Origin of the sequence: Streptomyces sp. NPDC059917 (genome assembly GCF_042730635.1) — a bacterium.
In the GTDB taxonomy this organism is placed as follows: domain Bacteria; phylum Actinomycetota; class Actinomycetes; order Streptomycetales; family Streptomycetaceae; genus Streptomyces.
Window position 1 is genome coordinate 166,926 of record NZ_JBHWLC010000006.1, and the last position, 19,751, is coordinate 186,676.

Consider the following 19,751-nt stretch of genomic DNA (forward strand, 5'->3'; position numbering starts at 1 on the left):
ACCTGAAGGGAAAGTGCCGTCTTGGAGGGACCAGGGTAGTTCCCTAGCGTGAGGTGGTCACCATTCCTCACCCCACCTGGAGCCCCTCCATGCCCGAGCTGCGGCGCGTCCCCGTCAACGGCGTCGAACTGAACGTCGCCCTCGCCGGATCGGGCCCGGCCGTCCTGCTGCTGCACGGTTTCCCGCACACCTGGGAGCTGTGGACGGACGTCATGGCCGGTTTGTCCGACCGGTACCGCGTCATCGCGCCGGACCTGCGCGGGTTCGGCGCGAGCGGCGCGGCGGACTCCGGGTACGACGCGGAAACCCTGGCCGAGGACGCCGCGTCGCTCCTCACCGCGCTCGGCGCGTCCCCCGCCGCGGTGGTGGGCATCGACGCGGGGACCGCACCTGCCTTCCTCCTCGCCCTGCGCCGCCCCGATCTGGTCCGGCGCCTGGTCGTCATGGAGTCCGTGTTGGGCGGGCTGCCCGGCGCCGAGGAGTTCCTCGCCGACGGGCCGCCGTGGTGGTTCGGCTTCCATCGCGCCGGGCCCGGCCTCGCCGAGACCGTACTGGAGGGCCACGAGGCCGCGTACGTCGACTGGTTCCTGCGTACCGGCACGCTGGGCGACGGGGTGCGCCCCGCCCTCCGGGACGCCTTCGTCCGCGCGTACACCGGCCGCCGGGCGTTGGGCCGCGCGTTCTCGTACTACCGGGCGCTGCCCGAGAGCGCGGCGCAGATCGAGCGGGCGGTCGCCGCCGCCCGCCTGACGGTGCCGACGATGGCCTTGGGGGCCCGGCCCGTCGGCGCCGCACTGGCACGCCAGCTCCGCCCGATCACCGACGACCTCACCGCACACGTCATCGAGGACTGCGGCCACATCATCCCGCTGCACCGACCGCGCGCCCTGCTCACCCTGCTGCGCCCCTTCCTTGCCGGTGGGGACACGGGAGCGAGGCCCTAGAGCACCTCCCGCACGGTCGGGAAGTGGCAGGAGGCGACGTGGTCGGCGGCGTGGGAGGTCGGTTGCGGGTCCTGCGTGGCGCACCGTTCGCGCTGCGGCGGGGCCAGGCGCGCGTACACGGGGCAGCGCCCGAGGAAGCGGCACCCCTCGTAGCGCCGGGTGGGGCTCGGCGGGTCGCCCGCCAGCAGGATCCGGTCGCGCCTGCGCGCCCGTTCCCGCTCGGGGTCGGGCAGCGGCACCGCGGACAGCAGCGCCTGGGTGTAGGGGTGGCGCGGACGCTCGAAGACCTCCCGTACGGCCCCGGCCTCGACCGTCCGCCCGAGGTAGACGACGCTGACCCGGTCGGCGATGTGCCGTACGACGGACAGGTCGTGCGAGACGAAGAGGTAGGCCAGCCCGAGCTCCGACTTGAGCCGGCGGAGCAGGTTCAGCACCCCCGCCTGGACGGACACGTCGAGCGCGGAGACGGGCTCGTCGAGCACGAGCAGCTTCGGCCGCACCGAGAGCGCCCTGGCGATCCCGATGCGCTGGCGCTGCCCGCCGGAGAACTCGTGCGGGAACCGCTCGGCGGCGGCCCGGTCCAGGCCGACCTGGTCGAGCAGTTCGGGGATCCGCCGGGCCGCGGCCGCCCGGTCGACCCCCTGGGCGCGCAGCGGTTCGGCGATGATGTCGCCGACCGGCATGCGGGGGTCGAGGCTGGCCATCGGATCCTGGAAGACGATCTGGACCTGGCCGCGCAGGGCGCGCCGTTCGGCCCTGCTCAAGGCGGCCGGGGACTTCCCGAACAGCTCGATGTCGCCGCCCTCGGGCCGTGCGAGGTGCAGGAGTTCGAAGAGGGTGGTGGACTTGCCCGACCCCGACTCCCCCACCAGCGCGAGCGTTTCGCCGCCGCGGACGGTGAGGTCGACCCCGTCGACGGCGTACACGCTCCCGATCCGCCTCTTGAAGGCGGCCCCCTTGAGTACGGGGAAGGTCTTGACGAGCCCGGTGACCTTCAACACCGTGTCCCCGACGGCCCGTTCGGTGCGGGCGTCCGCCACCTCGGGCACCGGGTAGACGTCGAGCACCCCGAGCCCCTTCGCGGCGATCTCCTCGGCACGGACGCAGGCGGCCAGGTGTCCCCCGCCGTCCGGCGCCGAGAGCGGCGGGACGTCCCGCGCACAGGCTTCCCGCGCCATCGGGCAGCGCGGCGCGAAGGCGCATCCCGGGCCCACCAGCGCCGCCGCGGGCGGCGCCCCGGGGATGGGGACGAGGGCGCCCCCGGCCCCGTCGAGCCGGGGCACCGCTCCGATCAGCCCCATGGTGTAGGGCATCGAGGGGCGGGCGAACACCTCGGCGGCCGTCCCCGTCTCGACGATGCGCCCCGCGTACATCACGGCCACCCGGTCGGCCGTGCCGGCGATCACGCCGAGGTCGTGGCTGACCAGGACGAGCGCGGCCCCGGTCTCGCGCTGGGCCGTGCGCAGGACGTCGAGGACCTGGGCCTGGATGGTGACGTCGAGGGCCGTCGTCGGCTCGTCGGCGAGCAGCACGTCCGGGTCGTTGGCCATGGCCATCGCGATCATGGCGCGTTGGCGCATCCCGCCCGAGAACTCGTGCGGGAACGCCTGGGCGCGCAGGGCGGGTTCGGGGATCCCGACGAGGTCGAGGAGTTCGACGGCCCGGGCCCGGGCCCGTTCGCGCGAGAGGTCCTGGTGGGCGCGGACCGCCTCGGCGATCTGGTCCCCGATCCGGTACACCGGTGTGAAGGCGGACAGCGGGTCCTGGAAGACCATCCCGATCCGGCGCCCGCGTACGGCCGTGAGCGCGGCGTCGGGGGCGCCGACCAGCTCGGTGGAGTCCAGCCGTACCGAGCCCCGGACGACGGCGTTGCCCGGGAGCAGACCGAGCATCGCGAGGGCGGTGGCGGACTTGCCGGAGCCCGACTCCCCCACCAGGCCGAGGACTTCACCGCGCGCGAGGGAGAAGCTGACGCCGCGCACGGCGGGGACGCCGTCGAAGTCGACCTCCAGGTCGGTGACGGACAGCACGGCGCGTGCGGCGGAGCTCATCGGGCCCCCTTCTTGGATCCGGTGCGGGGCGCGCGGCGCGCGGAGCGCGTGGTGGTGGGGTCGAGCGCGTCCCGCAGCCCGTCTCCCACCAGGTTCACGGCGAGGACGAACACGATCAGCAGGCCGGCGGCGAAGAAGAACATCCAGGGGTAGGTGACGGCGGCCCCGGTGGTGCCGGCGATCAAGGTGCCGAGGGAGACGTCGGGTGCCTGCACGCCGAAGCCGAAGTAGGAGAGCGCGGTCTCGCTCATCACGGCCCCGCCGACGGCGATCGTGGCGTCGATGATGAGGAACGAGGCGATGTTGGGCAGGACGTGCCGCCAGATGATCCGCAGCGGCCCGACGCCCATGTACACGGCCGCCTTGACGAACTCCCGCTCTTTCAGGGACAGCGTCATCGACCGGACCACCCGCGCCGTGATCATCCAACCGAACACGGCGAGCAGCGCGACGAAGGCGATCCAGCCGCCGCCGCGCAGCCGGGGCGAGATGATCGCGATGATCAGGAACGAGGGGAAGACGAGCAGCAGGTCGACGAGGAACATCAGCAGCCGGTCCGTCCAGCCGCCGAAGTACCCGGCGCACGCACCGACCAGGGAGGCGAGCACCGTCGAGAACAGCGCCACCATGAGCCCGATGACGAGGGACTTCTGGAGTCCGCGCACGGTCTGCGCGAAGACGTCCTGGCCGATCCGGTTGGTGCCCCACCAGTGGTCGGGGCCGGGCCCGGAGCGCAGGGCGGTGTAGTCGATGTGGCTGTAGTCCCACGGGCTGACGAGCGGCCCGGCGAAGGCGAGCAGGAAGAGCAGCAGCAGGGCCGCGGCGCCGGCCAGCGCGCTGCGGTTGCGCAGGAACCGGCGCAGTACGACGGTGGTCCGCCCGACGGGGCGGGTGGCGGGCTGCGCGCCCGGGGCGCTGCTCTCGATGACGGCGGTCATGGTCGGCGTTCTCCTGGGTCCTGGTTCAGGCGGTGCGGATGCGCGGGTCGAGCGCGGCGTGCAGCACGTCCGCGAGGAAGCCGGACAGGAGGACCGTCACGGCGGCGAACACGTTGACGGCGACGACGGAGTTGACGTCGTTCTTGCCGATGGAGGAGATGAACCATTCGCCCATCCCGTGCCAGCCGAAGATCGTCTCGGTGAAGGTGGCTCCGGTGAAGAGGGCCAGGAAGCCGTAGCTGAAGTAGGTGGACATCGGGATCAGGGCCGTGCGCAGGCCGTGTTTGAGCAGCACGGTGCGGCGGCCGAGGCCCTTGGCCGCGGCGGTGCGCAGGTAGTCCGAGCCGAGCACGTCCAGCATGGTGGAGCGCTGGTAGCGGCTGTATCCGGCGATCGTGGCGAGCCCGATCGAGAGCGTGGGCAGCAGCAGGTGGACGCCGCGGTCCCGCAGGACCGTCCAGAAGCCGGAGTCGACGCCGGGGGTCTTCTCGCCGGTGAACCGGATGACTTCGGTGCCGGTCTTCGTGTTGAACCAGATCGCGCCGATCTTGAGCAGAACGGCCAGGAGGAAGACGGGCGTCGACAGCAGCACGAAGGACGCGAGGGTCATCGCGCGGTCGGACGGGCGGTACTGGCGCACGGCCGTCCAGGCTCCGGCGAGCACGCCGAGCACCGTTCCGACGACGGTGCCGAAGAGCAGCAGGCGCAGGCTGACCCCGATCCGCCGGCCGAACTCGGCGCCCACCGAGGTCCCGTCGATGGTCCGGCCGAGGTCTCCGCGCACCGCGTGTCCGGCCCAGGTGGCGAAGCGCGGGACGAGCGGGGTGTGGTCGTTGACGCCGAGGGCCGTGAGGTGGTGGTCCACCGACGCGGGCGAGAGCGGTGGCTGTCGGCCCTCGTAGTACGCCCGCGGGTCGAGGGCGTAGGAGGCCAGCAGGTACGAGAGGCAGACGGCGGCGAGCAGGAGCACGGCGTAGTAGCCGAGCCGCTTGGCCAGGTAGGCGGCCACGGGTGGGGAACCTCCGCAGGTGGTCGGGATCCACGAGGGATCGCCAGGAGAACGCGAGTCCCGGGGATCACCCGGGGATCACGGCCGCGGCAGGTCAACCTGGCTAATTCGTCGGCTTGTTGACACAGCTTGACCGGTGTTTGTTGCGGACATGCTAAGAAAACATATCGGGATTCCAGCAGGCCTCCCCCCGGAGCGCAAGATCTCCTACGGTCGGCCCGTCCTGCGGTCCCGAACCGACCGCCCACGATCCGGAGGAAGTGTCCCGATGCGCAGAACCACGGTCATCGCCATAGCCGCAGCAGTTTCGGCCACGCTGGTGGTGTCCGCCTGCGACTCCTCCGGCTCGGGCGACGGCGCATCGGCCAAGAAGGAGGCGGCGCCCGCGGTCGACGGGCAGAACATCAACGCCCAGCCGGTGAGCGCCCTCAAGCAGGGCGGCTCGCTGAAGATCGCCATCGACCAGTGGATCACGCAGTACAACGTCAACCAGGTGGACGGGCAGCAGGGCGACGCGGCCGAGATCGACCGGGCGGTGCTGCCACACCTCTTCTACGCGGACGCCAAGGGCGTCGGCCAGCCCAACCCGGCCTTCCTGACCTCGGCGAAGGTCGTCTCGACCACCCCGCAGGTGGTGGAGTACCAGCTCAACCCGAAGGCGCGGTGGTCCGACGGGAAGCCGCTGAGCTGGAAGGACTTCGAGGCGCTGTGGAAGGCGCTGAACGGCACCGACAAGGCGTACGAGGCCGCCGACACCTCCGGCTACGACCAGATCTCCAAGGTCGAGCAGGGCGCCGACGAACACGGGGTGAAGGTCACCTTCGCCACGCCGTACGCGGACTGGCCGCGGCTCTTCGACCCGCTCTATCCGGCCGAACAGATCGACACCCCCGAGAAGTTCAACAAGGGCTGGACGGAGAAGGCACCGGTCACCTCGGGCGCCTTCAAGATCGGCACCTACGACAAGACCGCGCAGACGGTCACCCTGGTGCCCGACCCGCAGTGGTGGGGCGACAAGCCCAAGTTGGATTCGATCGTCTTCCGCGTCCTGGACCGCTCGGCGCGCACCGAGGCCTTCCTCAACAAGGAGCTGGACGAGACGACCGCGCTCCAGCCCGAGGACTACCAGCGGCTGGCCAAGGACCCGACCGCGGACATCCGCCGGGGTGCGCGCTGGGACGAGGTGCACATCACGCTCAACGCCGGGCGCGGCCCGCTCCAGGACGTCAAGGTGCGCAACGCCCTCCAGGCGGCCATCGACCGCAAGGGCATCAACGCCAGCTTCGCCAAGGACCTCTCCTTCGAACTGAAGCCGCTGAACAACCACTTCTTCATGCCGAACCAGGCGGGGTACCAGGACAACTCGAGCGAGTTCGACGCCTACGACCCGGCGAAGGCGACCAAGCTCCTCGAGGAGGCCGGTTGGAAGGACGCGGGCCAGGGCAAGCCGCGCACCAAGGACGGCAAGGAGCTGGCGCTGGAGTACACGCTCAGCGCGGGCGGCTCCTCCTCGCAGGAGGACCAGGCGCAGTTGGTGCAGCAGCAGTTGGGCGCCGTCGGCGTGAAGGTCGAGATCAAGAAGGTCCCGGCGAACGACTACTTCAGCAAGTTCGTCAACACCGGGAACTTCGACCTCGTCAGCTTCCGCAACGTCGACGAGGCGTACACCTCGAAGCTGATCCCGGTCTTCCAGCAGCCCCAGGGCAACAACCTCTTCCAGAACTTCGGTTCGGTCGGCAGCCCCCGCATCGACGAGCTGCTGAAGAAGGCGGGGCAGAGCACCGACCGGGCCGCGGCGCTCAAGCTCTACAACGAGGCCGACGTCGAGATCTACAAGCTCGGCCACTCCATCGAGCTGTACCAGCGCCCCGCCATCCTGGCGGACCGCAAGGGCCTCGCCAACTTCGGCGCGACCGGCCTCGCGGACGTCGACTACACGAAGGTGGGATGGCAGAACTGACGGCCCGGGCGGCGGCGGTTCAGCCCGCCACCGGCGCCGCCCCCGCCGGGCTCCCCGTCGGCCGTACGAGCGCACGGGCCGCGGCGAACTCCGCGCGGGCCGCCTCCTCGGCCGCCTCCAGATAGGCGTAGGCGTCCTCGCCGACGGGGACGCGCAAGGGGGTGGGCAGGTCCGAGGCGACGAGCGCGAGCAGCGTGTCGGCGAAGTCCTCGGGCCTGCCGTACTCCTCGTTGTCCTCCATCCCCCGGAAGCCGTCGAGCATCTCGCCGGTGGCCTGCGCGTAGACCGGCAGGCGGTGCGCGGCCTCCGCGAGCGACGATCCGTAGCGGGTGGCGAAGACCCCGGGCTCGGCGACCGTGACGCGCACCCCGAACGGGGCGACCTCGGCGGCCAACGCCTGGCTCATGCCCTCCAGCGCGTACTTCCCGGCGACGTAGGAGGCCAGGCCCGGGAAGGCCATGCGGCCGCCGAGCGAGGAGACGTTGACGATGTGGCCGTGTCCCTGCGCCCGCATCAGCGGCAGCACCTGGCGCGCGAGCCGCCAGGGACCGACGAGCAGGGTCTCCAGCTGATCGCGCAGCTCCGCGTCGCAGACCTCCTCGACCGTGCCGAAGAGACCGCTGCCGGCGTTGTTGACCAGGACGTCGATGCCGCCCATGTGGTCCGCGGCCGTGCGCACGGCCGCCTCGCACTGGTCCGCGTCCCGCAGCTCCAGGGCGATCGGCGTGATCCGGTCCGGCCAGGCCCCCGCCAGGTCCTCCAGGGACGCGGTCGTCCGGGCGGTCACCGCCACCTGGTCCCCGGCCCGTGCCGCGGCCGTGGCCACCGCCCGTCCGAGCCCCGAAGAACACCCCGTCACCAGCCAACGACGTCCCATCCGTCCCCCTTCGAAGTCCGCGCCGGCCGTCATGGTCGCGGCGCCGCCCCCGCGCGCCCAGCCCCTCCGAGGCGGCGCGCGGGAGCACGTGGGGGCGCGAACGAGGGCGCGTTCGGCCGTCAGGACGTGATCGAGGGCGCCTCCAGCAGTTCGGGGACGCGGGACAGCAGGGCGACGAAGTCGTCCACGTGGGCCGCCAGTCGCTCCGGCGCGTACAGCTCCGCGTTCCCGTCGAGAGCCACGTCCAGGCCCTGGCCGTCCATCCGGTCGTAGACGTTGACGGTCAGGTCGTCCACGGGGCCCGAGCACAGGGTGCGCACCGTGGACGGGTGTCCCGCGTACCGCGGCCGGTGGTTGAAGGACATGATGTTGATGTCGGGCCCGAACCGGCCGGTGGCGCCTCGCCCCGGCTCCGACAGCTCGCGCACCAGGCGTTCCTGGGGGTAGCGCTGGTGTTCCACCGCCTCCTCCAGCCGCTGCGCGGCCTGGGCGACGACCGCGGCGAACGGGGTGTCCGGCCCCAGCTCGAAGCGGAGCGGGACCACGTTGGTCAGCATGGCCGGGACGCGCCGCGAGAGCGGCTCCGTGCGCCCGGTCACGGGGAGGCCGACGACGAGGTCCCCGGTCCCGGTCGCCCGGTGCAGCCACACCGCGGCGATGGCGATGACGATCTCCGGCCAGGTGACCTCCAGGCGCCGCGCCACGGAACGCAGGGGCTCCAGGGCGGAGGCCGCCAGTCGTCCGGCCGCACGGTGGGAGGCGCGGGTACGGGCGGGCCGCCAGTCCGTCAGGCTCACGGGCGCGCCCCGCCCCGCCATCCGCTCGTGCCAGAACGCGCGGTCCCGCTCGAACGCCGCACCGCCCCGGTAGGCGACGTCGGCCTCGACGACCTGTTCCAGGGTGCCCGGCGGGCGGGGGCGGCGGGGGGCGCCGGTGGCGAGCGCGGTGTAGACGTCCGCGACGTGGGAGGCCACGAGCGAGAAGGCGAAGCCGTCGACGGCGACGTGGTGCGCGGCTCGGTACCAGAACGAGCGCTCGGGCCCGAGGGTGAACAGCGCCCAGGTGAAGAGCGGCCCCCGGGCCAGGTCGTACGCCTCGGCGAGGTGCTCGGCCATCCAGCGTTCGGCGGCCTCCCGCGGGTCCGGCTCGTCACTGACGTCGACGGTGTGCAGGACGACCTCGACGTCCTCGTCGACGTACTGGCACAGGCCCTCCTCGCCGATGCCGAAGCGGGCCCGCAGGGCGGGGGTGGCGGCCACGACCTCGCGCAGGGCCGCTCCCAGCAGCTCCGGGTCGACGGGCCCCGCGATGTCGCAGTACTCGGCGATGTTGAAGGACCGGTCGTCGGGGTCGAGCTGCTGCGCGACCCACACCCCGGTCTGCGCCGAGGAGAGGGGCAGCCGCGCCGTCATCGGGCGGACCTCATTTCCGTCACGAAGGCGCAGATGGCGTCGACGGTCCGGAATTTCTCCCCGAGGGAGGTGTCCCCCAGGATGACCACACCGAATTCCTTCTCCAGGCGGCCACCGAGGCGGGCCACGGAAAGCGAGTCGAGAATTCCCCATTCGATCAGCGGCGTATCACCCTCCACCTCCCCCTGCCCTTTCAGTACTTCGTCCTCTATGAACCGCGTGACGAACTCCTTGGTGAATTCGATCGTATCGGCCGTTTCCCGCTGCGACATTCGCTTCTCCTCGTACCTGACATGAATGAGTACCACTGCTTGACTTTCCCCGGAAGGGCCCAACAAGCTACGGCCGCCGACCAAGGATGGAATGGAACCAAGGGGAGAACGCATTCTCATGCTGCTACACGAACTCGTCCGGGACGCGGCCCGGCGGACCCCCGACGCCCTGGCGGTGTCGGCTCCGGACGGTGACGCGAGCTACGCCCGCCTCGACGCCTTGGCCGACGACCTCGCCCGCGCGCTCCTGGACCGGGGCGTGCGCGCCGGTGACCGCGTCGGGATCTGGCTCGACAAGTCGGTGGCCGCGATCGCCGCCATGCAGGCCGTGCTGCGGATCGGCGCCGCCTACGTCCCCCTCGACCCGCAGGCCCCGGCCCTGCGGATAGCGAAGCTGACGGCCGACTTCGCGCCGTCCGCCCTGGTCACGACCCCGGAGCGGAGCGCGTCCGTGGCCGCAGCGACCGGCGCCGCGGCCCCTGCCGTGCTCACGGCATGGCCCGACGGCACGCCGTGGTCCGCGTTGCCGCCCGCACGGGAACCGGCCCGGGAGGACTTCTCGGCGCCGGGCCCGGCGCCGGACGGGGACGACCTCGCCTTCATCCTCTACACCTCCGGTTCCACCGGTGAGCCCAAGGGCGTCTGCCACAGCCACAACACGGCGTGGGCCTTCATCTCCTGGGTGGCCGAGGCCCAGGGGGCGCGGCCCGGGGACCGGTACGCGAACCACGCCCCGTTCCATTTCGACCTCTCGGTGAACGACGTCTACGCCCCCTTCACCGTCGGCGCCTCCGTGCACCTGGTCCCGCAGGAAACCGCCTACTCCGCGAAGGGGCTGGTCCGCTTCCTCGTGGACCACGCCGTCACCGTCTGGTATTCGGTGCCCGCCGCACTGCTGCTGATGATGCGGCACGGCGGACTCCTCGAAACCGACGCACCGGCGCTGCGCAGCGTGATGTTCGCGGGCGAACCCTTCCCCATCGGCCCGCTCCGGGAACTGCGCGAACACCTTCCGCACATTCGGTTCACGAACCTGTACGGGCCCGCGGAGACCATCATTTCCACCGCCCACGACGTCGTCGACATCCCCCTCGACCGGGTGCGTCCGGTCGGCATCGGCAGCGGCGTCTGCGGCAACACCGTGGTCGCGGTGCGCGAGGACGGACGGCGCGCCCTGCCGGGTGAGGAGGGCGAGCTGGTGGTCAGCGGTCCGGGGGTGATGCTGGGCTACTGGGGCCGGCCTCCGGTGGTCGACCGGACGTACGCGACCGGTGACATCGCACTCGTGCTGGAGGACGGCGGCTTCGACTTCGTCGGGCGGCGCGACGTCATGGTCAAGGTACGCGGCAACCGCATCGAACTCGGGGAGGTCGAGGCCGTCCTGCAGGGTCACGACGGGGTCGCGGAAGCTGCCGCCCTGGTGGCGGGCAGCGGGATCGACGCCCACATCGTGGCGTTCGTCGTGGCCCGCGACGGTCATGAACCCTCCCTCATCGATCTCAAGCGGCACTGCGCGCAGCACCTCCCCCGGCACTCGATCATCGACACCGTCCACCGGTTGTCGGCCCTGCCCCGCAATCCCAACGGCAAGGTCGACCGGCGCCGACTGGCCGCCCGGGTCTCCGTACCGGAGCCGACCGGGGCGCGCTGAGCGCAGCGCGGTACCTGCCCGTCGGGCGGGGGTGCCCCGGCCCGCCACGGGCGGTCAGCGCACCCCCGCCCCCTCGCCCGCGTGGACGGCGTCGCCGTACACGTCGCGCACCCACGACTCCTGGTACACCGTGTCCAGGTAGCGTTCGCCGAGGTCCGGCGAGATCGCCACGGCCGTGACCGGGGTGTCCGCACGGTAGGTGGCCAGCCAGCGCCGGGCCCCCGCGATCACCGTGCCGGTCGATCCTCCGAAGAGGTACCCGGACCGGGCCAACCGGCGGCAGGTCCGGATCGTCTCGGCCTCCGAGGCGATCACCACGTCGTCGAGGTAGGAGCGGTCCAGCAACTGCGGGCGGACGCCCGCGCCGAGGCCGGGAACCCTGCGGGTGCCCGCGGGGCCGCCGAAGGTCACCGATCCCTGCACGTCGACGGCCACGATGGTGACGGGCCGCCCGGACTCCCGGAAGTACCGGGCGCACCCCATCAGGGTGCCGGTGGTCCCCGCCCCGACGAACAGCACGTCCAGGTCGGGGAAGCGGTCCGCGATGGCGGGCGCCGTACTGCGGTAGTGGGCCGCCCAGTTGTCGGGGTTCGCGTACTGGTTGAGCCAGACGTAGCGGGGGTCCGAGGCGCACAGTCGCCGGACGTATTCCAGCCGCGCTCCCAGGTAACCGCCCTCGGCGGCCGGTCGGGTGACGGTGCGGACCTCGGCGCCCATGGTCTCCATCAGGCGGCGGGTGCTGAGGTTGCACCGGGTGTCGGTCACGCAGACGAACCGGTAGCCCTTGTTCGCGGCGATCATCGCCAGCGCGACCCCGAGGTTGCCCGAGGAGGACTCGACCAGTACGGCCCCCTCGTGCAGCAGCCCGGACCGTTCGGCCTGTTCCACCATCGCCGCGGCCGCCTTCAGCTTGATGGAGCCCGCGAAGTTGAACCCCTCGCACTTCAGGAAGAGCCCGGTCCCGAGGACGGGCCGCAGGTCGACGTAGAGGTCCTCCGTGTTGAACTCCTGGGGAGAGGTGATTATCGGCAACGCGGCCACCCCGTCTCACTCATCGTCGCTCCGTGCGGCCTCGGCCCCGTAGCGGGTGGTCTCGTGGAAGAAGCCGCCGACGACGGACAGCTCGTCCCGGGCGCGGAGCGTGTCGTAGACGTGCTTGCCGACCGCCAGGTCGAGGACGCCCAGCCCGAACGGCGAGAAGACGACGGGCCTGTCGGCGGGCGGGGTGACCTTGCCCGTCATGACGTCGTACAGGGTGCCGTCGATGAAGTCCCGGTGTCCGACCAGCTGTTCGGCCAGGTGCGGGGAGGTGTCGGCCTTGAGGCAGTGCTCGATGTCGTCGACGACGTTGGTCGACGACAGCACGATCTCGGGCGCCAGGTCCCGCAGCGACACGTGCAGCACCAGCGGATTGTGTGCGAACCAGGCGGGGTCGGTGACGTGCGGGGCTCCCGCGACGGTGGCGAAGACCAGCAGGTCGCTGGAGCGGATCAGCTCCTCGGCGCTCTCGTGCACCGTGATCCGAGCGCCGTCGGCCCCGCCCGTGGACGTGCCGGTGGCGGCGCGCTCCAGGTAGGCGCGGAAGCTGTGGGCGTGTTCGACGTCGAGGTCGTGCACACCGAGTTCGTCGAAGGACCAGCCGGAGCCGGCCAGGTACGTGTGGACGTAGCGCGCGATGAAGCCCGTTCCGAAGAACCCGATCCGGCGGGGCCGGCCGTCGGCGCGGCCGCGGGTGAGCCAGTCGGCGGCGAGGGCCGCCGACGCGGCGGTGCGCGCCGCGCTGATGATGGAGCTCTCCATGCAGGCGATCGGATAGCCGGTGTCGCGGTCGTTGAGGACGGCGACCGCGGAGGCGCGCGGGATCCCCGAGTGGATGTTCTCCGGGAAGCTGGAGATCCATTTGATTCCGTCGACCCGGGTGTTGCCGCCGATCGACGCGGGGAGCGCGATGATCCGCGAGGTGGGCCGGTCGGGGAAGCGCAGGAAGTAGGACGGCGGGTTGACCGTGTCCCCCTCGCCGTGCACCCGGTAGGCCTCCTCGATCAGCTCGATGACCTGCTGTTCCCGGCCCGCGAGCACGTCGTGGACCTGGGAGCCGGTGACCACGGCGAAGGGCGGAATGGATGCGTTCATAGGGTGGGGTGCTCCGTGTCGAGAGAGGTGTGGTGTGCGTCCGGCCGGGGGGCGTCAGGGACGCGCGCCGGGCCGGTGCGTCGGGGAACAGTCCGCGAGGCGGACGGGGGCGCCGAGGGCCATGCCGATCTCGCGCCGCCCCTGGTAGGGCTCCCGACTGTGCGCCATGCGGATGTTGTCGACGAGCAGGACGTCGCCCGCCTGCCAGGGCTCCCGCAGGGTGGCCGCTTCGTAGACCTCGTTCAGGGTCCGGACGGTGTCCGCGTCGATGGGTGCGCCGTCGCCGTACCGGGTGTTGAAGGGCAGGCCGTCGGGACCGAACTGGGCCACCAGGAACTCCCTGATCGACGGCTCCATCGTCCATTCGTTGAGGAAGGCGACCTGGTTGAACCAGAGGCGTTCACCCGTCAGCGGGTGGTGGATGACGGCGGAGCGTCGCTGGCTGGTGCGCAGGCCACCGTCACTCTGCCAGGCCAGGTCGATGCCGTTGGCCCCGCAGTACTGCTCCGCGCTGGCCTCGTCGGCGACGCCGAGCGCCTCCCGCCAGGCCACGCCGACCAGGTCGTTGTAGGACCGGACCAGCGTCCAGCCCACCTCCGAGAACCGTTCGACGAGCGGCCGCGGCAACGCTTCGAGCACGGCCCGACCGTCGGCGAGTCCGGTGACGCCGCCCCGAGCGGGCGGGGTGAAGCAGCCGATGGTCAGCAGCCTCGGGAACTCCAGGGCGTAGCTCAGCTCGTGGTGCATGCACATGGGCTGGTCGGGCGGCCACTCCAGGGAGGAGACCACCGGTCCGCCCAGCGGCCGACGGCGGGCGAAGGGCTCCGTCTCGCGGGCGAACGTTCCCCCCGACATCCGGTCCGCCACCAGTGCCAGCGCGGCCGCGTCGGGCACACCGAGGCCACGGACCAGCACGGCGCCGTGGACGAGGAGCGCCGCTTCCAGGGCGTCCCGGTGCTGCCGTGTCCAGTCCCCGAGGTCGCCGGGGGCGATCGGTTCGACGTGCAGCACCGGGGGCTTGCCCGGGGCCAGTTCGAGGTCGAGGTCGATGTGCTGCGGAACCGGCCGGGCCGGGTCCGCCCGCTCGACGTCACTCATGCGTTCTCCTCCTTCTGCTGCGGGCGGTCGCCCGTCCCGGCCCCTTCGACGTGGGCGTCGATGGCGGAGGCGAGCCCGGCCAGGTCGGGCCGGCCGATGATGTCCTCCAGGCGGGCGTCGCCGCCGAGGGCGGCCCCGACCCGGACCGCGGAGAGCGAGGTGCCCCCGGACTCGTAGAAGTTCAGCTCCCGGGTGACGTCCGCGAGGGGGATGCCGAGCACCCGCGCCCAGACCTCGGCGAGCCGCAGCTCGGTCGGGCTCCAGCCGCTCCGGTCGTGCGCCGCCCCTTCGGGTGCGCGCTCCACCGCCGCCGGGAGGGCCGCCTCGCGCCGCAGCGCCTTCTTGTCGGTCTTGCCGTTGTCGGTCAGCGGCAGCGCCGCGCGGTGGTGGAACACCTGCGGAACCATGTACGCCGGCAGGGACCCGGCCAGCGACCGGCGCAGCCGGTCCGCGTCGAGGGCCTCGTCCGCCGCATAGAAGGCGACGAGGTAGTCCTCCTGGTCCGCGCTGCGGGCGACGACCACCGCGCCGTCGCGGACACCCTCCGCACGCACCAAGTGGTTCTCGATCTCACCGATCTCGATCCGGAAGCCCCGGATCTTGACCTGGGCGTCGCGGCGGCCGAGGAACTCCAGCGTCCCTTCGGGAAGCCAGCGGCCGAAGTCGCCCGAGCGGTAGAGGCGTTCCCCCGGCCGGTGCGGGTCCGTGCCGAAGGCCGCGGAGGTGCGTGCCGGATCGTTCATGTAGCCGCGGCCCACGCAGACCCCGGAGAAGACGATCTCCCCCGGTGCTCCGAGCGGCACGGGGTGCAGCCGCTCGTCGACGACGTAGACCCGCACGTTGCGGACGGCCCGGCCGAGCGGGATCCGCTCGTGGACCGGCACCCGGTCCATCACCTCGTGGTTGGTGTCGTCGGACGTCTCGGTCAGACCGTAGGCGTTGACCAGCTTGATCTCGGGGAAGGCCGCGAACCAGCGCTCGGCCAGCTCCTTCTTGAGCGCCTCCCCGGTCGTGGAGACGCTGCGCAGCCGACCCAGCGGACGCGGTTCCTCCGCGAGGTGGCTGAGTACGACCTCCAGGTAGGACGGAACGACCTGGACCACCTCGACCCCGCCCTCGACGAGGGTGTCGACGTAGGCCCGCACGTCCAGGACCTCCCGCTGACCGACGATCAGCGTCCGGGCGCCGACGAGCAGGGCGCCGATCAGCTGCCACAGCGATATGTCGAAGCACTGGGGCGCGGTCTGGGCGACGACCTGCTCCGGGCGGATGTCCAGGTCCTCGATCTTGGCGAGCAGGTGGTTGAGCATCCCCGCGTGTTCGCACATCGCCCCCTTCGGCTCTCCGGTGGAGCCGGAGGTGAAGTACACGTAGGCGAGCTGTCCCGGTCCGACCGGGACGGCGGGGTCGGTGTCCTGCGGCGTCTCGGCGACCGCGTCGGCGATGGTGAGCAGGCTCGCGGGCTCGTACGAGCGCAGCGCTTCGTCGAGCGTGCTGGTGCTACCGGTCTCCGTGAGGACGAAACGGCAGGCGCTGCGGGTGAACATGGCGTTGATCCGGGCCGCGGGGAAGTGCGGTTCGACGGGCAGGTAGACGCCACCGGCCTTGAAGACCGCGAGCGTCGCCGCCAGCCAGTCGAGGTTCCGCTCGGTGACCACGGCGACCACGTCTTCGCCGCGCAGCCCACGGCTCAGCAGGGAGCGCGCGATGCGGTTGGCACGGCGGTTGAGCTCGGCGTACGTCCACCGGGTACCGGCGTGCTCGGCCGCGATCCGGTCGGGGTGGAGGCGTGCGCGCTCCTCGATCAGCTCGTGCGCACGCCGGTCCGGCAGGTCCCGGGCGGGCCCCGCCAGGCCGTCGATCTGGTGGGCGAGCTCCTCGGCCGACAGGAGGCTCCGGGTGTGGTGCTCCGCGGCGCTGTCCGTGGCCGACCGCTCCAGCGCGGTCAGGAGGTATCCGGCGATGCGCCGCGCGTACGGCAGGTCCAGGACCCGGGGGTCGCCGGACACACGCAGGCGCGGTCCGCCCGGCGCCCCCGCGAAGGCGACGGTCAGGACCACGGGACCGGCGGGCTGCACGGGGGGTGCGGTGGGCCCGGCATCGAGCGCCGACAGGTCGAGCACCACCTCGTACGGGGAGCCCTCCGCACGGGCGGCCCCTCGCACGGCCCGTTGCGCGGTCCGCACGAGCGCCTCCCAGGCCCCTTCCGCCACCGTCAGCGCCACGGGGGCCGGGCCGGACGCGCCGACCCCGCCGGTCGGGGGCCCGGGGGCGACGTACCCCGTCACCACGTCCTGCTCGCCGGAGAGGGAGGCCAGTACCTTCGCGTGCGCGGCGAGCAGCACGCAGGCGAGCGGGACCCCCAGCCGGTCCGCGAGGGCCGCGAGCCCGCCCGCCACGGCGGCCGGCACGTCGCACGCGTACTCGGTCGTCGGCGCATCGGCTCGCAGCGGCTCTTGGCGCCACCGCGGGATGGCGGTCACGATCGCCGGCCCCTGGTGCGGGGCGAGGTCTGTCGGTGTACCCATGCTATTCAGTGCCTTTGCCAGAGGGTGGTGACCAGGGGCGCCCTCCCTTCGAAGGGCGCCCCTGACGCGTGCTGTCCGGACGAGGTGCGGGCGGCCGGCCTCAGGAGGCCGTGTCGGCCATGGCCTTGACGAGGCTCGCGGGACGCATGTCCGTCCAGTTCTCCTCGATGTAGGCGAGGGCGTCCTCCCGGGTACCGCCCGGCTTCACCACGGTCCAGCCCGCCGGGACCTCGACGGTCTCCGGCCACACGGAGTGCTGGCGCTCGTCGTTGATCAGGACCAGGTACGTGCCGTTCGGGTTCTCGAAGGGGTTCGTCATGATCTTCTTCCTCACATGTGTCAACTGATGGATTGTCATGAAACGCACGCACGCAGCCAGTTGTGTGCCGCCGCGTGTGCTCGGGTTGCCCCGGGGAACGGGTCAGGACGAGCCGGTGGGCCGCGCCATGCGGCGCAGAGCGGGCCGACGGGCCGCCTGCTGCGGCGCCGCGGTGACCCGCGGGACCAGACCGGCCACGGTGGGGGCTTCGAAGAGCGTGGCAATGGGGACTTCCACGCCCAGGACGGTGCGGATGCGGCTGACCAGCCGGGTCGCGAGCAGGGAGTGCCCGCCGAGGTCGAAGAAGCTGTCGTCGATCCCGACCCGGTCGACGCCGAGGATCTCGGCGAAGAGCCCGGCGAGCGTCTCTTCCTGCGGGGTACGGGCGGTGCGACCGCCTGCGGTGGCCGCGTAGTCCGGCTTCGGCAGCGCCCGCCGGTCGAGCTTCCCGTTCGGGTTCAGCGGCAGGTGGTCCAGGACCATCACCGCCGACGGCACCATGTAGTCCGGCAGGCCTTCGGCCAGCCAGGCACGGGCGGCCTTGACCACCGCGCCGATCCCACGGGCCGCAGCGGGCGTGTTCACCCAGCTTCCGGACCCCGTGGACGGCGCGTACACACCGGTCAGGACCACGTCCGCCGGAGTGCCGGCGGGCAGGACCACGGCGTCGAAGTACGCCACCGACCGGGCCGACCAGGTGGGGACCACCAGCAGGCCCAGGGCCGCGCCCTGCGCGATCAGGGTCTCGGGGTCCACGGCCGGACCGAAGTCCTCCGCGTCGTGCCCGTCGATGACCTGCTCGGCCGCCACCTCCCCGACCAGCCGGGCGTTGGGGATACCGACCACCCGCACCGGGGCGTCCGACGAAGCGAGGTTGTCGATCTCCAGGCCCGGCTCCCAGACCACCTCACGGAGGGTGGATACGTCAAGGGCCTCTACCGGAGTCTTGTGGAAGACCACCTCGTAGCGGTGTCGGGTCAGCTCGTTGTGGTAGTCACCACGCTTGAGCCGCACATCGACACCGCCGATCCGCTCATCACGCGTGGCGAGGCCCGTGAAGAACTCCGGCGCAGCCACCAGCTCCTTCTCCAGCAACACCGCACGGTCGACGACCGCGCGCGCCACCGCACCGCGCCCCGCATTCACGGCGGCGTGCAGGACACGCAGGGATCCCGCGTTGCGCACGTCCCCCACGATCAGGCGGCCGCCCGGGGCGAGCAGGCCCATGGCCTGGTCGATCACCCGCGCCAAATACTCACCATCAGGGAAGTACTGCACCACGGAGTTGATCACGACGGTGTCGAAGAACTCCTCCGGCAGCCCCTCCACGACATCGGCGGCTTGCGCCCGAAGGCGGGCCCGGTCCTCGAGCCCGGCTTCCTTGACCTGCCCTTCCAGACGCGCGATGACCGCAGCCGAGAGATCGGTGCCCCAGTACTCCTCGACGCCCTCGGCCAGGTGTGCCATCAGCAGACCGGAACCGACACCGATCTCGAGCACGCGTCGCGCGCCGAAGCCGCGTACCCGCTCGACCGCCGCGTCCCGCCAGGCACGCATCTCGCCCAAAGCGATCGGCTCGCCCGAATACGAGCTGTCCCAACCGGAGAAGTCCTCGCCGAATCCCGCCACACCCGTTTCGGAATAGACGGAGTCGTAGATCTCCCGCCATTCCTCCACCTGGGCCAGGGCCCGCACGTCCGCCCCCTCGACAGCAGCGGACTCCTGCGCAGCGGCCACTTCCAGGTCCGCCACCACATACGCCACCAAACGCTGATCACCCGGAGTGTCCTCACGCGCGATCACCGCCGCCTGACGCACTCCCTCGTACCCCACCAACAACGACTCGATCTCACCCGGCTCGATACGGAACCCCCGCACCTTCACCTGCTGATCCGCACGCCCCAAATAGTCCAACTGGCCATCCCCACGCCACCGCACCACATCCCCCGTCCGATACATCCGCTCACCCACCCCGAACGGAGACGCCACGAACCGCTCACCCGTCAACCCAGCCCGACCCACATACCCCCGAGCCACACCAGCACCCACCACATACAACTCACCCGGCACGCCCACCGGCACCGGACGCAAACCCTCATCCAGAACGAACACCCGCGAATTCACCACAGGCCGCCCGATCGGCACCTCACCCACCACCAACGGACCAGCCATCGTCACGATCACCGTCGACTCCGTCGGACCATACGCATTCATCACCCGACGACCCGGAGCCCACCGCGCCACCAACTCCGGCGGCACCGCCTCCGCACCCACCACCAAACACACCAGATCCGACAACACCACCGGAGCATCCCCCGGCAACGTCGCCACCACCGACGGCGGAATCAACGCATGCGACACCCGCCCCCGCTCCAGAACCCGCAACAACTCCTCCCCCACCAAACGCCCACGCTCAGGCACCACCAACGAAGCACCCGAAGAAAACGCCACCAACATGTCCCAGAACGCCGTATCAAAACTCGGCGAAGCGAACTGCAACACCCGACAACCCGGACCCAACTCCAACAACTCCACCTGAGCCGCAGCCAAACTCGCCAC

At 71.6% G+C, this 19,751-nt stretch carries 15 protein-coding genes; 3 read left to right on the plus strand and 12 right to left on the minus strand.

Annotated elements, in window-relative coordinates; translation table 11 throughout:
• Positions 1–89 precede the first annotated feature (89 nt).
• Positions 90–944 carry an alpha/beta fold hydrolase gene (locus tag ACFWAR_RS05955; protein WP_385773504.1) on the plus strand — a complete coding sequence of 285 codons (855 nt, stop codon included), beginning with the start codon at positions 90–92 and terminating at the stop codon, positions 942–944.
• Here ACFWAR_RS05955 and ACFWAR_RS05960 read toward each other — a convergent pair.
• From ACFWAR_RS05960 to ACFWAR_RS05970, 3 genes are read right to left on the minus strand one after another with little or no spacing between them, the layout of a single operon-like run.
• Positions 941–2,995 (minus strand): dipeptide ABC transporter ATP-binding protein, encoded by a 2,055-nt coding sequence (locus ACFWAR_RS05960; RefSeq protein WP_385773506.1) that lies wholly within the window; start codon positions 2,993–2,995, stop codon positions 941–943. The genes ACFWAR_RS05955 and ACFWAR_RS05960 overlap by 4 nt on opposite strands.
• Positions 2,992–3,933 carry an ABC transporter permease gene (locus tag ACFWAR_RS05965; RefSeq protein ID WP_385773508.1) on the minus strand — a complete coding sequence of 314 codons (942 nt, stop codon included), beginning with the start codon at positions 3,931–3,933 and terminating at the stop codon, positions 2,992–2,994. The genes ACFWAR_RS05960 and ACFWAR_RS05965 overlap by 4 nt, the downstream gene beginning before the upstream one ends.
• Before the next feature lie 25 nt (positions 3,934–3,958).
• Positions 3,959–4,942, minus strand: a complete 984-nt coding sequence (locus tag ACFWAR_RS05970; RefSeq protein ID WP_385773510.1) for an ABC transporter permease — start codon at positions 4,940–4,942, stop codon at positions 3,959–3,961.
• Between the two features lie 268 nt (positions 4,943–5,210).
• Between ACFWAR_RS05970 and ACFWAR_RS05975 the strand changes: the two genes are divergently transcribed.
• Positions 5,211–6,902, plus strand: coding sequence for an ABC transporter family substrate-binding protein (locus ACFWAR_RS05975; protein WP_385773512.1), 1,692 nt, complete (start codon positions 5,211–5,213; stop codon positions 6,900–6,902).
• A gap of 19 nt (positions 6,903–6,921) precedes the next feature.
• Here the strand turns inward: ACFWAR_RS05975 and ACFWAR_RS05980 are convergent, their stop codons facing one another.
• From ACFWAR_RS05980 to ACFWAR_RS05990, 3 genes are all read right to left on the minus strand, one after another.
• On the minus strand, positions 6,922–7,779 hold the full coding sequence (locus tag ACFWAR_RS05980; RefSeq protein WP_385773514.1) for an SDR family oxidoreductase: 858 nt from the start codon (positions 7,777–7,779) through the stop codon (positions 6,922–6,924).
• 119 nt (positions 7,780–7,898) lie between these two features.
• Positions 7,899–9,191: a condensation domain-containing protein gene (locus ACFWAR_RS05985; protein ID WP_385773517.1), complete on the minus strand. Its 1,293-nt coding sequence runs from the start codon at positions 9,189–9,191 to the stop codon at positions 7,899–7,901.
• Positions 9,188–9,463, minus strand: a complete 276-nt coding sequence (locus tag ACFWAR_RS05990) for an acyl carrier protein (RefSeq protein ID WP_385773519.1) — start codon at positions 9,461–9,463, stop codon at positions 9,188–9,190. Before ACFWAR_RS05990 ends, ACFWAR_RS05985 begins: the two co-directional genes overlap by 4 nt.
• A gap of 118 nt (positions 9,464–9,581) precedes the next feature.
• On the opposite strand from ACFWAR_RS05990, the gene ACFWAR_RS05995 reads away from it, so the two are divergent.
• Positions 9,582–11,114, plus strand: a complete 1,533-nt coding sequence (locus ACFWAR_RS05995) for an amino acid adenylation domain-containing protein (protein WP_385773522.1) — start codon at positions 9,582–9,584, stop codon at positions 11,112–11,114.
• Between the two features lie 54 nt (positions 11,115–11,168).
• Here the strand turns inward: ACFWAR_RS05995 and sbnA are convergent, their stop codons facing one another.
• The 6 genes from sbnA to ACFWAR_RS06025 form a co-directional block, all read right to left on the minus strand.
• Positions 11,169–12,146 (minus strand): 2,3-diaminopropionate biosynthesis protein SbnA, encoded by a 978-nt coding sequence (gene sbnA / locus ACFWAR_RS06000; RefSeq protein ID WP_385773524.1) that lies wholly within the window; start codon positions 12,144–12,146, stop codon positions 11,169–11,171.
• A gap of 15 nt (positions 12,147–12,161) precedes the next feature.
• Positions 12,162–13,247 carry a 2,3-diaminopropionate biosynthesis protein SbnB gene (gene sbnB, locus ACFWAR_RS06005; RefSeq protein ID WP_385773526.1) on the minus strand — a complete coding sequence of 362 codons (1,086 nt, stop codon included), beginning with the start codon at positions 13,245–13,247 and terminating at the stop codon, positions 12,162–12,164.
• Between the two features lie 54 nt (positions 13,248–13,301).
• Positions 13,302–14,345, minus strand: coding sequence for a TauD/TfdA family dioxygenase (locus tag ACFWAR_RS06010; RefSeq protein ID WP_385773528.1), 1,044 nt, complete (start codon positions 14,343–14,345; stop codon positions 13,302–13,304).
• Positions 14,342–16,873, minus strand: a complete 2,532-nt coding sequence (locus ACFWAR_RS06015; protein WP_385773530.1) for an amino acid adenylation domain-containing protein — start codon at positions 16,871–16,873, stop codon at positions 14,342–14,344. Before ACFWAR_RS06015 ends, ACFWAR_RS06010 begins: the two co-directional genes overlap by 4 nt.
• A 100-nt stretch (positions 16,874–16,973) precedes the next feature.
• Complete coding sequence (locus ACFWAR_RS06020; protein WP_385773532.1) at positions 16,974–17,192, minus strand: MbtH family protein; 219 nt, start codon at positions 17,190–17,192, stop codon at positions 16,974–16,976.
• Positions 17,193–17,294: 102 nt separating this feature from the next.
• The coding region (locus ACFWAR_RS06025; RefSeq protein ID WP_385773534.1) for an AMP-binding protein at positions 17,295–19,751 on the minus strand (2,457 nt) is incomplete at its 5' end.